Below are 13,531 nucleotides of genomic sequence, written 5' to 3'. Positions count from 1 at the left end.
GGCCCGTCTCGACGGCCCGCGCACGGGCCGCCCGCTGTCCGGTGTGCGCTGCCCCGTCCCGGGCACACATCACCACCAGACTGCCAACCACCCGGCCCGCGTCCGGCATTCCCGGTCCGGCGGACGAGATGCCGGACGGGGTGACGCCCCAGGTCACAGCGGTGCCGACGCGGACCCGACTACCCTTCCAGGCATGGCTGCCTCCTTCGACTCCGCGACCGCACCCGCCCGTGGGCGGACCGGACGGCCGGTGGGGACGGTCACCCGGGGCACCACCAACACCAATCGGCTGCGGCGGATGGACCGCTGGATCGCCCACACCCTCGGCCGCACGCTGCGCGCCGGTGGCCGCCCGCCGGTGGCGGTCGACCTCGGCTACGGCGCCGCGCCGTGGACGGCCGTCGAACTGGCCGGGCGGCTGCGCACGGTGCGCCCGGACGTCCGGGTGGTCGGGATCGAGATCGAGCCGGAGCGGGTCGCGGCCGCGCTGCCGTACGCCGAACCGCCACTGCTGACCTTCCGGCGCGGCGGCTTCGAGGTTCCGCTGGACGGCGGCGCGCCGGCCCAGCTGATCCGGGCCGCCAACGTGCTGCGGCAGTACGACGAGTCGGCGGTGGCCGGGGTCTGGGAGCGGCTCTGCGCCCGGCTGGCCCCGGACGGGCTGCTGGTGGAGGGCACCTGCGACGAGATCGGACGGCGGCACGTCTGGGTCGCGCTCGGCCCGGAGGGGCCCCGGACGGTGACCTTCGCGGCCCGGCTGGGCGGCCTCGGCCAGCCCTCCGACCTGGCCGAACGGCTGCCGAAGGCGCTGATCCACCACAACGTGCCGGGCCGACCGGTGCACGCCTTCCTGGCCGACTTCGACCGGGCCTGGGCGGCGGCCGCGCCGTACGGGGCGTTCGGGGCGCGGCAGCGCTGGGTGGCGGCCTGCACGGCGCTGGCGGGCGACTGGCCGCTGGTGGACGCGCGCGGGCGGTGGCGGCAGGGCGAGGTCACGGTGCCCTGGAGCGCGCTCGCGCCGTAGCGGTCGCGCGGCCGGAGCCGCCGGCCCGGCACGGACCGGGGCCGGTGCGGGTGAGCGACTCGCCGCATTCACTCGAACGAGTTATCGAATACCACTGGCGTGTTGACGCCCCATCACGTCACGATGGACGCCGCCGGACGACCCGCCCGTGCGCCGTCGCCGCCCGGCGCCACGGCGTCCACCTGCGGCCCCCGACGTCACCCTCGACCAGGGTGATCCGCGTCACCCTCGCCCGCCCCCCTTCCTTCCCCGCCGACGCGGGGATCCCAGCCGTCGTCCGAGTCAGATCACCGCACCGCCACCGGCGTGGCAAAAACCACAACGGCGCCGGTCCGCCAGAGAAATCCCCGGAGATCACGTTATGGTCGCGAGAAGTTCCCCGGCGCACGGTGCCAGGCGGGCACTGCGGACGGGCGTTGACCGTTACGCACTCGGGGAAAGGGAGGAACCACCGATGCCCGCAACGGGAGACGGGCGGGCACCTGGTGCCACGAGCCTGTCGGGCGCCCAGGCCGGCGCCCCCGTTGACCATGCCCGCAACCGCCCGGCCCTGACCGGCCCGACGTCGGCCGGCCCGGTGACGGCCGCTCCCCCGATACCGCACCCCCGGCACCAGACCGGACACACCTCGGCCCCCGCCGACGCCCCCGCCGCGGTGGCCGCCAGCAGCACCGCTCCGCTCAAACTGCTGGTGATCGAGGACGACGCCTCCGACGCCCAGCTGATCAAGGCGGCGGTCGCCGACAGCGGCACCTCGATCGAGATCCACTGGGCCCGCGGGCTGGAACAGGCCACCGAACTGCTCGCCGTGTCCCCGTCCGGCACCCGGCGCGGGCGCTCCCGCGGCAGCGAGTTCAGCTGCGTGCTGCTCGACCTCGCCGCCCCCGCCGACCTGCCGCACCCGTCCGACGACTCCGACGGCCTCGAAGGCCTGCACGAACTGCTCCGCCGCGCCCCGCACACCGCGGTCGTGGTGCTCACCGACGCGGCCGGCGCCGAACTGGGCGCGGCCGCCGTCGCCGCGGGCGCCCAGGACTTCCTGATCAAGCACGCGACGGACGGCCCGCTGCTGGGCCGCGCCCTGCGCTACGCCGTCGAGCGCAAGCGCGCCGACGAGTCGCAGCGCCGCCTCGTCGAGGCCGAACTGCGCGGCCAGGAGAACGCCCGGCTCCAACGCCACCTGCTGCCCACCCCGCTGCTCGACGGCGCGGGCCTCTCCTTCACCCGGCGCTACCGCCCGGGCCGCCGCCGCGCCCTGCTCGGCGGCGACTTCTACGACGCCGTCCGCACCGACGACGGCACCGTCCACGTCGTGATCGGCGACGTCTGCGGCCACGGCCCGGACGAGGCCGCGCTCGGCGTCGCCCTCCGGATAGCGTGGCGCACCCTCGTCTTCGCGGGCCTCACCGGCGAGGCCCTGCTGACCACCCTCCAGCACGTGCTGGAACACGAGCGGCGCAGCGACGAGATCTTCGCGACGCTCTGCATGCTCGTCATCGAGCCGGGCGGCGCCAGCGGCGGCCTCGACTCGCTCGGCGCCGGCGAGCCTGCCCGGCTCTACCTCGCCGGGCACCCGGCGCCGCTGCTGCTCGGCCGCGACCACCAGCCGGTCACCCTGCCCGCCGACCTCGCCGGTCCGGCGCTCGGCCTGCTGCCGTGCCACGACGGGCAGGCCGCGTGGCCCGCCCACCAGCTCGAACTCCAGCCCGGCTGGCGGCTGTTGCTCTACACCGACGGGCTGATCGAGGGCCGGGTCGGGGCCGGCTCCCGCCGCCTCGGCCAGGACGGGCTGGCCGACCTCATCGGCGACCACCAGTCCGCCGGGCTCACCCGGGGCCGGCTCGTCGACAGCGCCATCGCCGAGGTCGAGGAGCTGAACGGCGGCGCGCTGACGGACGACGTCGCGGTGCTGCTGCTGGAACGCAACCCGGTGCAGCTGATCCTCGGCTGAGCCGGCCGGAGCCGGGTACGGCGAGGCCCGGGCGGGTGAACTCCCCGCCCGGGCCTCGCCGTTGTCTGGTCGTCGCCCTATCGTTCGGCCTACCAGGGGCCGTACGGACCGGTGTTGCTGCGGCCGCCACGGCCGCCACCACCGGTCAGCTCCCGGATCGCCGGACGCACGTCCACCATGTAGACGATCGACGCGACCAGCCCGGCGAGCGTCCCGATGCCGGTGAAGAAGTTCACCCCGAACAGCAGGTCCCAGCCGAAGGCGATCGCCAGGATCGCCAGCCAGAACGGCTTGGTCTTCTTGTCCGCCGCCCGGTAGGCGTCCTCACGGCGGGTGACCGCGTCGCCCAGGGCGAACAGCTTGAAGCCCAGGATGGCGACGGACAGCCACCAGATCGGGTTCAGATAGGCCAAGTCCAGGATCTGGGCCACTCCGCCCATCACGCTCTCCTCTGTCTCTCGCCTCCGGCGCTCCGGCCACCGCCCATCCTGGCACGGTCGACCGTCCGCTCTCCTGTCAACGTCCTGCGGTCACCGGATGTGCCCGTCCGGCGGCCCTACCCTCACTCCGCGCGGTCGGTGGCCTTCCGGGCGCGGGCGGCCTTCTTCGGGGCGGGCCGGGCGTCGGCGGCCGGGGTGTCGGCGGTCGGGGTGTCGGCTGCCGGGGTGTCGGCTGCCGGGGTGTCGGTGTCGTCCTCGACCAGCTCGGCCTCGACCGGCTCGGACGCCCGGGCGAGCTCCGATTCCCCGGCCGGCTGCCCCGGCTCGGCGGGCGCGCCCGGGCGGGCCCGATCCACCACGACCTTGCCGCGCTCGGCCAGCTCGTCGTACGCCTCCTTGGCCTTCACCGCCAGCTCGACCGCGCGGCCGACCTGCTGGAGGGCGAAGCCCTGCGCCCGCTCCTGGAGGGTCCGCAGGTCGACGGGGAGCGTCGTGACGGTCTCGGTGACCTTGGCCTGCGCCTCGGCCAGCTTCGTCTGCGCCTCCTGGAACCGGGCGGTGGCCTTCTCCTGCGCGCCCTTGCGGTCCGCGGTGAGCGCCTCCACCCGGCCCGGCACCTCGCGCAGCTTCTCGTACGCGAGATCCCCGGCGCCGGCGATGGCGTACAGCGGGGTCGGGTCGCTCAGGGTCTTCTTGATCTCGTCGGTGATCGGCATGCTTACCGGTCCTCCCGGTGGATGTTCTGGGTGACTGAGCCGTCGGTCGTCGGGCCGGAGGCTGGTGGAACGCCGGTGCCGGTGCCGACCGCGGGCGACCGCTCGGCCACCGCGCCCCGCTGGACGGCGTTCTCCTTCAGGAAGGCGTCGTAGACCGCGAGCAACGCCTGCTTCTGCTGCTCGTTGACCAGCGGATCGGCCAGGATCGAGGCCCGCAGCTCCAGGCCCTCACCACGCCGCTCCTCCAGGATCCCGGCCTGGACGTACAGCGTCTCCGCCGAGATCCGCAGCGCCTTCGCGATCTGCTGCAGGATCTCCGCGCTCGGCTTGCGCAACCCGCGCTCGATCTGGCTGAGGTACGGGTTCGACACGCCTGCGGCCTCCGCCAGCTGGCGCAGGGAGTACTGCGCGTTCCGGCGCTGCTCGCGGATGTACTCGCCCAGCGAGCCGACGTTCAGTGAGGCCATGCCAGCAGACTGCAACATCCTGCTTGCAGATGCAAGCAGGATGCTAACAACAGCAAACGGCGGGCGGGCTCAGCCGAGGTCGGGGACGTGGACCGGCATCAGGAGCGAGAAGGTGCCCTCCCGGCCCGGCGTGCGGATCGCCAAGGGGGCGATCGGACCGCCGAGTTCGAGCACGAGTTGCTCGGGCCGGCCGACCCGCAGGGCGTCCAGCAGGAAGTCGCGGTTGACCGCCACCCTCAGGTCTCCGGACGCGGATTCGGGGCCGGGCTCGGCACCGGCCACCGCCAGGCGGCCGTCCGCCGTGAGGGTGAGGACGGTGACCGCGCAGTCCGCGCCGTTCGGGCCGGAGGGCAGGGTGCGGGTGGCGCCGGTCTCGACGGCGCCGCGCAGTTCGGCGGCGGACAGGTCGATCCGGTGCTCCGGTTCGAGCCGGGTCAGCACCCGGTGGTCGGGGTAGTCGAAGTCCAGGGCGGCGCCCTCGATCCGGTGGGCGCCGGTCTCGGCCCGGACCAGGCCGCCGCCGAGGGTCACCGCGACCTCGGCCGCGCCCGCGCCCGCGCCGAGCAGCGCGCGCAGGGCGTCGACCAGGGCGGTGGGGACGATCGTGCCGCCGTCCGGCCGGGCGGGCGCCGTGGTGACGGGCACCTCGGCGAGCGCCATCCGGTAGCGGTCGGTGGCGACCAGGCGCAGCACCGGGCCGTCCGGTTCGAACAGCACCCCGGCGAGCGCCGGGGTTCCGGGGTCGCCGCCGACGGCGAAGCGGACCGCGTCCAGTGCGGCGGCCAGTTCCTCGGCGGGGACGGTGAAGCGGACTTCGGCGGGGGTGGTGCTCATCGGTTGCTCCCTCTGGTCGATCATCACGCGGATCAGGGAGAGCTCGCGGCGGGCGTCGGCGAGGCCGTCCTCCAGCCGGCGCAGGTGCGCGTCGAGCACCCGCGCGGCCGCGCCCGAGCAGGGCGCCGCGCCGAGCACGGCGCGGATGCCGGCCAGCGGCAGGCCGACCCGGCGCAGCCGGGCCAGCAGGCGGGCGTCGGCGAGTTGCCCGGGCCGGTACCAGCGGTAGCCCGTCTGCGGGTCGACCCAGGCGGGGGTGAGCACCTCGGCGCCGTCGTAGTAGCGCAGGGTGCCGACGCCCAGGCCGCTGGCGCGGGCCAGCTCGCCGATGCTGTGCAGCTCGCTCTCCATGCCGGTGACTCTGCGGGCTCGACCAGGTCGAGGGTCAAGCCCGGCCGGCGAGGTGGGCGAGCTTCGACGGGTTGCGGACGATGCGCAGCTCGGCGATCCGGGGCCGACCGTCGGGCCCCTCGGCGAAGTCGAACACCGAGACGGCGTCGATCGCGCCGTCCTGGGTGACCAGCAGCCCGGGCTGGCCGTTGACCAGGACCGGCCGGAGCTCGACGCCCTCGCCCAGCTGGCCGAGCACCCCGAGCAGGAAGCGGGCGACGTTGCCGGCACCGGTGACCGGGCGCAGCGCGGCACGGACCACGCCGCCGCCGTCGGTCCAGGAGGTGACGTCGGGGGCGAGCAGGTCCAGCATCCGGTTGAGGTCGCCGCCGACGCACGCCGCGAGGAACTCGTCGGTGGCGCGGCGGCGCAGCTCCGGCGGGGCGTCGTAGCGCGGCCGGCGGGCCCTGACGTGCGCCTTGGCCCGGCTGCCGACCTGCCGGCAGGCGGCCTCGGTGCGCTCCAGCGCCTCGGCGATCTCCCGGTAGGAGAAGCCGAAGGCCTCGTTGAGGACGAAGACGGCCCGCTCCAGCGGGGACAGGCTCTCCAGCACCACCAGCAGGGCGAACGAGACCGTCTCGGCACGCTCGACGTCGGCGGTCGCGTCCGGCTCGGCGACCAGCGGCTCGGGCAGCCAGGGGCCGACGTAGGCCTCGCGGCGGACGGCGGCCGAGTCGAGCCGGTTGAGCGCGAGGTTGGTGACCGTCCGGGCCAGGTAGCCGCCCGGGTTGGCGACCGGGCCGGTGACCCCGCTCCAGCGCAGCCAGGTGTCCTGGACCAGGTCCTCGGCGTCGGCGACGCTGCCGAGCATCCGGTAGGCGATACCGAAGATCATCCGGCGGTGCCGCTCGAAGTCGTCGAGGGCGGGATCGGTGAGGGTGTCCGTCACCGCTCCGACGCTACCGCACGGGCCGCGGCGAGCCGAGGCCTCGTCAGCCGCGGAACGCCTCGTACGCGGGGGCGAGCAGGGTGGCGAGGTCGCGGCCGCGCACGGTGACGCCGGAGCGGCCGAGACTGCGCAGCGAGGGCTCGTCGGGCTCCTCCTCGGGCCCGGGCGGGGCCGGGCGCAGGGTGAAGCCGCCGCCCCAGTAGGCGGCGACGTTCACGGCGGCGGCGTTCACGGCGGGGGTGTTCCCGGGTTGGGCGTTCCCGGGTTGGGCGTTCCCGGCGGGGGTGTTTCCGGGTGGGACGGGGGCGGGGTGGTCGGGTGTCATGCGTCCTCCTCGGCGACGGCGTCCTCACGGGTGAGCGCGACCAGTTCACGCAGCGCCTCGACCGGCAGGTCGGTGAGCCAGCGCTCCCCCTCCCCCACCACCGCTGCGGCCAGCGAGCGCTTGGCGGCGAGGAGTTCGTCGATCCGCTCCTCGACGGTGCCGACGCAGACCAGTCGGCGGACCTGGACGTCACGGCGCTGGCCGATCCGGAACGCGCGGTCCGTGGCCTGCTCCTCGACCGCCGGGTTCCACCAGCGGTCCAGGTGGATCACCTGGTTGGCGGCGGTCAGGTTGAGGCCGGTGCCGCCGGCCCGCAGCGAGAGCAGGAACACCTTTGGCCCGTCCGAGGACTGGAAGCGCTCGACCATCTCCTCGCGGCGGGCCCGGGGGACGCCGCCGTGCAGGTAGAGCACCTCCTCCCCGAGCCGGCGGGCCAGGTAGGGGCGGAGCATCGTGCCGAACTCGGCGTACTGGGTGAAGACCAGCGTCCGGTCGCCCTCGGCCAGCGCCTCCTCCAGCAGTTCCGCCAGCCGGGCCACCTTTCCCGAGCGATCGCCCAACGCCGAGCCGTCGTGCAGCAGTTGGGCCGGGTGGTTGCACACCTGCTTGAGCTTGCCGATCGCGGCCAGCACGGTGCCGCGCCGCTCCACGCCCCGGATCCCCTCGACCCGCTGCAGCAGGTCGGCCACCACGGCCTGGTAGAGGCCCGCCTGCTCGGCGGTGAGGCTGCACCAGACGGTCATCTCCTGCTTGGCCGGCAGCTCGGCGGCCACCGCCGGGTCGGACTTGAGCCGGCGCAGCACGAACGGGGCGGTACGGCGCTGGAGTTCGGCGGTGCGCTCGGGGCTGCGGTGCAGTTCGACCGGGATCGCGTAGCGCTCCTTGAAGCGCTCGGCAGGGCCGAGCAGCCCGGGATTGGCGAAGTCCAGGACGGCGTGCAGTTCGGCGAGCCGGTTCTCCACCGGGGTGCCGGTCAGGGCGATCCGGTGGCGGGTGACGGGCAGCGCGCGGACGGCCCGGGACTGGGCGGTGCCGGCGTTCTTGACGTACTGCGCCTCGTCGGCGACCACCCGGCGCCAGCGGATCGCCCGCAGCGCGGCGAGGTCGCGCTGGACCAGCCCGTAGGTGGTGATGACGAGGTCCGCACCCCGTACGGCTTCGGCGAGTCGGTCGGCGCCGAGGCGGCCGGAGCCGTGGTGGACGTGGCGCCGCAGCGCGGGGGCGAAGCGCTCGGCCTCGCGCTGCCAGTTGCCGACCAGGGACATCGGGCAGACCAGCAGGGTGGGGCCGGCCGCCCCCTCGGCCTGCTCGGTGGCCAGCAGGGCGAGGGTCTGGACGGTCTTGCCGAGGCCCATGTCGTCGGCCAGCACGGCCCCGAGGCCGAGCCCGGCCATCGCCCGCAGCCAGGCCAGGCCGCGCTCCTGGTAGGGGCGCAGGGTGGCCCGGAAGTCGGGCGGCAGCACGGGGGCGGGGGCCGGGGCGGCACGCCCGGCCAGCAGGTCGCCGAGCAGGCCGTCCGCGCGGACGGCGGTGACGGGCAGCCCGGCGACGGTCGCCTCCGGATCGAGGGCCAGCCGCAGCAGGTCGGCGGTGGCCAGCACGCCGTCGCGCCGGTCGGCGAGGAAGGCGAGCGCGGCGGCGATCTGCTCCGGGTCGGCCTCCAGCCAGGTGCCGCGGACCCGGACCAACCCCTGCTTGGCAGCGGCGAGTTCGGCCAGTTCCTGCTCGGTCAGCGGCGCCCCCTCCGGGCCGAGCGCGGCCTGCCAGCGGAAGGCGACCACGGCGTCCCGGTCCACCTGGGAGGCGACGGCGAGCGAGCCCGGCGCGGGCGGGGTGGTGGCCCGCAGGGCGAGCCCGAGCCTGGGCCGGCGGCGCCACCAGGCGGGCAGCAGCACGCCGAAGCCGCCCTCGGCGAGGGCGGGCGCGGCGGTGCGCAGGAAGTCCAGCGCGCCGGCCCGGTCGAGCGGCAGGGCGGCCGGGCGGGAGCGGTGCCGCAGGCCGTCCAGGGCCGGCCAGCGGTGGGCGGCGCGGGCGAGCTCGGTGACCAGGACGTCGGCCGGGTCCGGCGCCTTGCGGGCCAGCGCGGCGTGGGCGGCGCCGCCTTCGTGCAGGTCGGCGGCGCGGACCAGCAGGGAGGGCTCGTCGACGGCCTGGAGCAGGAACTCCAGTTGCCAGGCGTCGTCGGAGGGCCGGCCCTCGGGGTCGTCCGGGTCGGGACCGAGCGGCTCCAGCAGGCGGAAGCAGAGCCGGAGCGCGGGCGCGGTGGGCTCGGCGGCGGCGTACCAGGCGGCGAGCCGGCGGCGCAGTTCGGCGAAGCCCTCGGACTGGACGTTCGTGAGGCCGCCGTCCGGGGTGGTCAGGGCGTGCAGCCAGCGTTCGGCGGCGGCCCCCACCGCGGCGGCCGTCGTGGCGTCGGCTCCCACCGCGGCGGCCGTCGTGGCGTCGGCCGGAACGCCACCGGTTCGGGCGTCGCCGGTCCGGGCACCGCCCGGGCCCAACGGGGGCGTGCCGGCCAGGGCGGCCCGGGCCTCGGCGTCCACCAGCGCGCCCAGCGCGGCGTCCAGCAGGGCCTCGCCGGTGCCGGCGCCGCCGGCCGGCCACTCCCCCAGCAGGACGGGCGGGCAGCCGTCCGCCAGTGCGGCGGCCTCCCGGCGGCCCGCCGGAGTGGGATCGGGCCGCCAACGGGCCTGCGGGCGGCCGTCCGCCAGGACGGGCAGCGGCAGCACCCGGCCCCGGCCGACCGTTCGCCAGGCGAGGTCGTGCACGCCGGTCAACCAGCGCAGCGAGGGGCCCTGGACGACCTCGACGCGCCCGGTGCCGGGCAGATCGGTGCTGGTGACGGCCCAGTGCGGGTCGAAGACCTCGCCGAGCAGTTGGGCGGCCGCGCCGGTGTCGAAGAGCAGCGCGGGGACGCGCCAGGGCGCCAGGACCGCCGCGCCCCGGACCGGGGTGACCGGCAGGTCCGGCGAGGGCGCGGGCAGGGCGCCGGTGGTGGGCAGCAGCAGGGTGGCCCAGCGCTCGGGGGCCTGGCCGGCGAGCCAGTCGAGGCCGGGCCCGATGCCGCCGAGGACGGCGGCGAGTTCGCCGGCCGGGCAGGCGTAGGGGTGGGCGCGCGGGGCCGCCCGGCCGGGGCGGGGCTCGGCGGCGCCCGGATGGGCGCGGGCGTCCTCGGCCCACAGGGCCAGCCGTCCGCCCGCCCGCCAGAGCGCGTGCAGGACGAACATGCGGGAGGCCTTCCGGTCGGCGGAACCGTCCTTCGCAGCCTAACCGGGCGGTCCGACAGTGCCGCTCCGTCAAGTCTTTCGCGAAACGCCGAGCGCTGTGGTTGAAATTTGAACGAAAGCAGCTTACGCTGAAGCCAACAAGTTGAAGCCTAAACAAATGGCTTCGGACCCGAGGAGGAGCCATGGGCCTGTTCAACCGCACCAAGACCGCCACCCCCACCGCCGTCGCCGAGACCCCGACCGGCCCGGACCTCGCCCACCTGACCGGCGACTGGACCATCGACACCACGCACAGCGAGGTCGCCTTCTCGGTGCGCCACGCCATGGTGACGAACGTCAAGGGCCGCTTCACCGAGTACGACGGCAAGCTGCACCTGGACGGCAGCACCCCGGGCAACTCCTCCGCCGACCTGGTGATCAAGGTCGCCAGCATCGACACCAACCAGGCCCAGCGCGACGAGCACCTGCGCACCGGCGACTTCTTCGCCGCCGACACCTACCCGGAGATCCGCTTCCGCAGCACCTCGGCCGAGCGGCTGCGCGGCGACACGTACCGGATGAGCGGCGAGCTGACCATCAAGGACACCACCCGTCCGGTGGTCCTGGACCTGGAGTACACCGGCAGCGCCACCGACGCCTACGGCGCCGAGCGGGTCGGCTTCGAGGGCAGCGCCGTCCTCGACCGCACCGAGTTCGGCCTGACCTACAACGCGGCCCTGGAGACCGGCGGCGTGCTGATCAGCGAGAAGGTCAAGCTCAGCTTCGACATCTCCGCCGTCAAGGCGGCCTGACCCGGCCGTCCACGACCGCCACCCGGGCCACCGGACCCGCCGCGCGGCCCGGTCCGCCCACCCGCCGCCCCTGCCGACCCCCGACGGCAGGGGCGGTGTCGCGTCCCAGGGTTTCCGGCGGCCCGTCCCGACGGCCCGGTCTCACCCGAGCAGCGCCGCGTCCGCCGCCGGCAGCCAGCTTCCCGCCGGCCGCCGCAGCCAGCCCTCGGCCGCACCGAGCCCGGCAGCTGCGGCGCCCAGTGCGGCCAGCCCCGGGTGGCGCTCGCCGGGCCGGTGCACCAGGCTGACCAGGCTCAGCGGCACCGGCTCCACCAGCGGCACGTTCACCGCCCCCGGAATCCTCGGCCCGCCGACGGTGGTCAGCATCGGATCGCCGTGCCGGGCCAGGTAGCGAGCCGTCTCGTCCACGCCCACCGGCGGCACGTACGGCGCGGCCGGCGTCAGGCCGTGCTCGCGCAGCAGGCGGACGCCGAGATCGGCCCACTCGGTGGTGGCCGGGTTGCCGGCGCAGACGTCGACGGGGTTCCCGGTCAGCTCGGCGACCCGCAGCACCGGGCGGCCGGCCAGCGGGTGGGTGTCCGCCATCATCACCGAGATCCGCTCCAACCGGACCGGCCGCTGGGCGAGTTGGTCGCGCAGCGGGGCGGGCAGTCCGGCGAACCGGCCGAAGGACACGTCCAGCCGGTGGGCCAGCAGTTCGGCGGCGGCCGCGGCGAGGCCGCCGTGGAAGCGGGCCAGCAGTTCGCCCTCCGGCCAGGCGGCGCGGGCGCGTTCGAGCACCCGGTCGGCGGTGAGGTCCGGGCCGGTGACGTCGCTGTTGAGGTCCAGCAGCAGCGGCCGGGCCGCCGCGCCCGCCAGGATCTCGTCGTGCAGGGCGAGGAGCCGGCGCGCCCGGGGCAGCAACCGCTGCCCGGCCGGGGTGAGTTCGACGCTGCGGGTGGTGCGGGTGAACAGCGCGTCGCCGAGCAGCCCTTCCAAGGTCCGGACGTCCCGGCTGAGCGCCTGCTGGGCGACGTGCAGCCGCCCGGCGGCCCGGCCGAAGTGCAGGCTCTCGGCGGTCGCGACGAAGCCGCGGAGCAGTCGGGGGTGCAGGTCACGGGGCATGGGCGGCAGATTAACAACAACCTGCTGTGAATGCGACGGAACAGGTGTTGGACCGCCGCCGGGCACCGGCGGGAGGCTGATGGGCACCCCCCTCACTCTCCCCAGGAGCCCGATGCCCTCGCGCGCCCTCCTCACCTCCTACCGGCGGCTGTTCGCGGCCCCCGGCGCGGCCGCCTTCACCCTCGCCGGGCTGCTCGGCCGGCTCGCGCTGTCGATGAACGGCGTCTCGCTGGTCGTGCTGCTCGCCGAACGGCGCGGCTCCTACGCGCTGGCCGGCACCGTCTCGGCGGCCGGGCTGATCACCGGCGCGCTCGGGATGCCGCTGCTCGGTCGGCTGGTGGACCGGTACGGGCAGGCGCGGGTGACCGTACCGGCCGCGCTCTACAACGCCGCCCCGCTCGCCGCCCTGCTGCTCTGCCTCCGGCTCGGCGCACCCGACTGGACGCTCTACGCCTGCTGGGCGGCCGGCGCGGCCGCGCCCAACCTCGGCGGCATGGCCCGGGCCCGCTGGGCACACCTGTACCGGGCCGACCCGGCCGCCCGGCACCTGGCCAACTCCCTCGAACAGGCCCTGGACGAACTCTGCTTCATGGCCGGGCCCGTCCTCGCCATGACGCTCTGCACGGCGGTCGCCCCGGAGGCCGGACTGCTCGCCGCCGGGGCGCTCGGCACCACCGGCGCCCTCCTGTTCGCGGCCCAGCGGCGCACCGAACCACCGTTGCCCGCCCGCTCGGAGGGCGACCGCCACGGCTCGCCGCTGCGGGTGCCCGGGCTGCGGGTGCTGCTGCTCGCCTTCCTCGCCACCGGCGTCGTCTTCGGCTCGACCGAGATCACCACCGTCGCGTACGCCGACGCGCTCGGGCACAAGGCGGCGGCGGGCGCGCTGCTGGCCCTGGTCGCGGGCGGATCCTGCCTGGCCGGGCTGCTGTTCGGGCTGCTGACGCCGCGTCGGGCGACCGGGGTGCGCTTCCTGTCCGGGGCCGCGGCGATGGCCGGGGTGCTGCTGCTGCCGCTCGCCGCCGGACTGGGCGGGGCCGGGCTCGGCCTGCTCGGGGTCGCGCTGTTCGCGGCCGGCACGGCCACCGCGCCGACCATGGTGACCGGGATGACGCTGGTCCAGGAGCTGCTGCCGGGGCGGCAGTTCAACGAGGGGATGGCGGTCGCGGTGTCCGGCATCGTGGTCGGCATCTCGGGCGGCGCGGCGCTCGCCGGCGCGGTCGCCGAGCACGCCGCCCCCGGCACCGGCTACGCGCTGCCGGCCTGCGCCGCCGCGCTCGCCCTGCTGATCGCCCTGGCCGGGCGGCGGCACCTGGGGCAGTCACGGCGCACCCCGGTGGAAGGTGCCGAGCGGGTTGTCAGTGCCTCGGTCTAGCCTT

12 protein-coding genes are annotated in these 13,531 nt (G+C 75.8%); 4 read left to right on the top strand and 8 right to left on the bottom strand.

Going from position 1 to position 13,531, the window contains the following annotated elements:
• Positions 1–193 precede the first annotated feature (193 nt).
• Together AB0O19_RS04280 and AB0O19_RS04275 are read left to right on the top strand one after the other, a co-directional pair.
• Positions 194–1,024 carry a hypothetical protein gene (locus tag AB0O19_RS04280; RefSeq protein WP_063348785.1) on the top strand — a complete coding sequence of 277 codons (831 nt, stop codon included), beginning with the start codon at positions 194–196 and terminating at the stop codon, positions 1,022–1,024.
• 454 nt (positions 1,025–1,478) lie between these two features.
• On the top strand, positions 1,479–2,975 hold the full coding sequence (locus AB0O19_RS04275) for a SpoIIE family protein phosphatase (protein ID WP_363617723.1): 1,497 nt from the start codon (positions 1,479–1,481) through the stop codon (positions 2,973–2,975).
• An 89-nt stretch (positions 2,976–3,064) separates the two neighbouring features.
• On the opposite strand, the gene AB0O19_RS04270 is transcribed toward AB0O19_RS04275, so the two are convergent.
• The 7 genes from AB0O19_RS04270 to AB0O19_RS04240 all read right to left on the bottom strand — a co-directional run bounded on the left by AB0O19_RS04270 (position 3,065) and on the right by AB0O19_RS04240 (position 10,260).
• Positions 3,065–3,415: a DUF2516 family protein gene (locus tag AB0O19_RS04270; RefSeq protein ID WP_063348783.1), complete on the bottom strand. Its 351-nt coding sequence runs from the start codon at positions 3,413–3,415 to the stop codon at positions 3,065–3,067.
• 122 nt (positions 3,416–3,537) lie between these two features.
• Entirely contained in the window at positions 3,538–4,131 is a 594-nt protein-coding gene (locus tag AB0O19_RS04265) for a hypothetical protein (RefSeq protein WP_363617721.1), read from the bottom strand.
• A 2-nt stretch (positions 4,132–4,133) separates the two neighbouring features.
• Entirely contained in the window at positions 4,134–4,598 is a 465-nt protein-coding gene (locus AB0O19_RS04260; protein WP_363617719.1) for a helix-turn-helix transcriptional regulator, read from the bottom strand.
• Between the two features lie 69 nt (positions 4,599–4,667).
• Complete coding sequence (locus AB0O19_RS04255) at positions 4,668–5,783, bottom strand: MerR family transcriptional regulator (protein ID WP_363617717.1); 1,116 nt, start codon at positions 5,781–5,783, stop codon at positions 4,668–4,670.
• A gap of 34 nt (positions 5,784–5,817) precedes the next feature.
• Positions 5,818–6,711, bottom strand: coding sequence for an RNA polymerase sigma-70 factor (locus AB0O19_RS04250; protein ID WP_363617715.1), 894 nt, complete (start codon positions 6,709–6,711; stop codon positions 5,818–5,820).
• Positions 6,712–6,754: 43 nt separating this feature from the next.
• Positions 6,755–7,036 (bottom strand): hypothetical protein, encoded by a 282-nt coding sequence (locus AB0O19_RS04245; protein WP_363617713.1) that lies wholly within the window; start codon positions 7,034–7,036, stop codon positions 6,755–6,757.
• Positions 7,033–10,260 carry an SNF2-related protein gene (locus AB0O19_RS04240; RefSeq protein WP_363617711.1) on the bottom strand — a complete coding sequence of 1,076 codons (3,228 nt, stop codon included), beginning with the start codon at positions 10,258–10,260 and terminating at the stop codon, positions 7,033–7,035. The genes AB0O19_RS04245 and AB0O19_RS04240 overlap by 4 nt, the downstream gene beginning before the upstream one ends.
• A 182-nt stretch (positions 10,261–10,442) precedes the next feature.
• Between AB0O19_RS04240 and AB0O19_RS04235 the strand changes: the two genes are divergently transcribed.
• Entirely contained in the window at positions 10,443–11,051 is a 609-nt protein-coding gene (locus AB0O19_RS04235) for a YceI family protein (protein ID WP_363582380.1), read from the top strand.
• A gap of 141 nt (positions 11,052–11,192) precedes the next feature.
• On the opposite strand, the gene AB0O19_RS04230 is transcribed toward AB0O19_RS04235, so the two are convergent.
• The gene (locus AB0O19_RS04230; RefSeq protein ID WP_363617709.1) at positions 11,193–12,155 is read right to left on the bottom strand and encodes a LysR family transcriptional regulator; all 963 of its coding nucleotides are present in this window, start codon (positions 12,153–12,155) and stop codon (positions 11,193–11,195) included.
• 112 nt (positions 12,156–12,267) lie between these two features.
• On the opposite strand from AB0O19_RS04230, the gene AB0O19_RS04225 reads away from it, so the two are divergent.
• Complete coding sequence (locus tag AB0O19_RS04225) at positions 12,268–13,527, top strand: MFS transporter (protein WP_363617707.1); 1,260 nt, start codon at positions 12,268–12,270, stop codon at positions 13,525–13,527.
• Positions 13,528–13,531: the final 4 nt, after the last annotated feature.

The organism is Kitasatospora sp. NPDC091276, assembly GCF_040684355.1.
Classification (GTDB): Bacteria; Actinomycetota; Actinomycetes; order Streptomycetales; family Streptomycetaceae; genus Kitasatospora.
The sequence above is the reverse complement of the archived record's forward strand: the minus strand, read 5'-3'. Positions and strand labels throughout refer to the sequence as shown.

Coding starts and splice junctions, on each gene's coding strand:
- AB0O19_RS04280 (WP_063348785.1), top strand. CDS start 194: ATGGCTGCCTCCTTCGACTCCGCGACCGCACCCGCCCGTGGGCGGACC.
- AB0O19_RS04275 (WP_363617723.1), top strand. CDS start 1,479: ATGCCCGCAACGGGAGACGGGCGGGCACCTGGTGCCACGAGCCTGTCG.
- AB0O19_RS04270 (WP_063348783.1), bottom strand. CDS start 3,415: ATGGGCGGAGTGGCCCAGATCCTGGACTTGGCCTATCTGAACCCGATC.
- AB0O19_RS04265 (WP_363617721.1), bottom strand. CDS start 4,131: ATGCCGATCACCGACGAGATCAAGAAGACCCTGAGCGACCCGACCCCG.
- AB0O19_RS04260 (WP_363617719.1), bottom strand. CDS start 4,598: ATGGCCTCACTGAACGTCGGCTCGCTGGGCGAGTACATCCGCGAGCAG.
- AB0O19_RS04255 (WP_363617717.1), bottom strand. CDS start 5,783: ATGGAGAGCGAGCTGCACAGCATCGGCGAGCTGGCCCGCGCCAGCGGC.
- AB0O19_RS04245 (WP_363617713.1), bottom strand. CDS start 7,036: ATGACACCCGACCACCCCGCCCCCGTCCCACCCGGAAACACCCCCGCC.
- AB0O19_RS04240 (WP_363617711.1), bottom strand. CDS start 10,260: ATGTTCGTCCTGCACGCGCTCTGGCGGGCGGGCGGACGGCTGGCCCTG.
- AB0O19_RS04235 (WP_363582380.1), top strand. CDS start 10,443: ATGGGCCTGTTCAACCGCACCAAGACCGCCACCCCCACCGCCGTCGCC.
- AB0O19_RS04230 (WP_363617709.1), bottom strand. CDS start 12,155: ATGCCCCGTGACCTGCACCCCCGACTGCTCCGCGGCTTCGTCGCGACC.
- AB0O19_RS04225 (WP_363617707.1), top strand. CDS start 12,268: ATGCCCTCGCGCGCCCTCCTCACCTCCTACCGGCGGCTGTTCGCGGCC.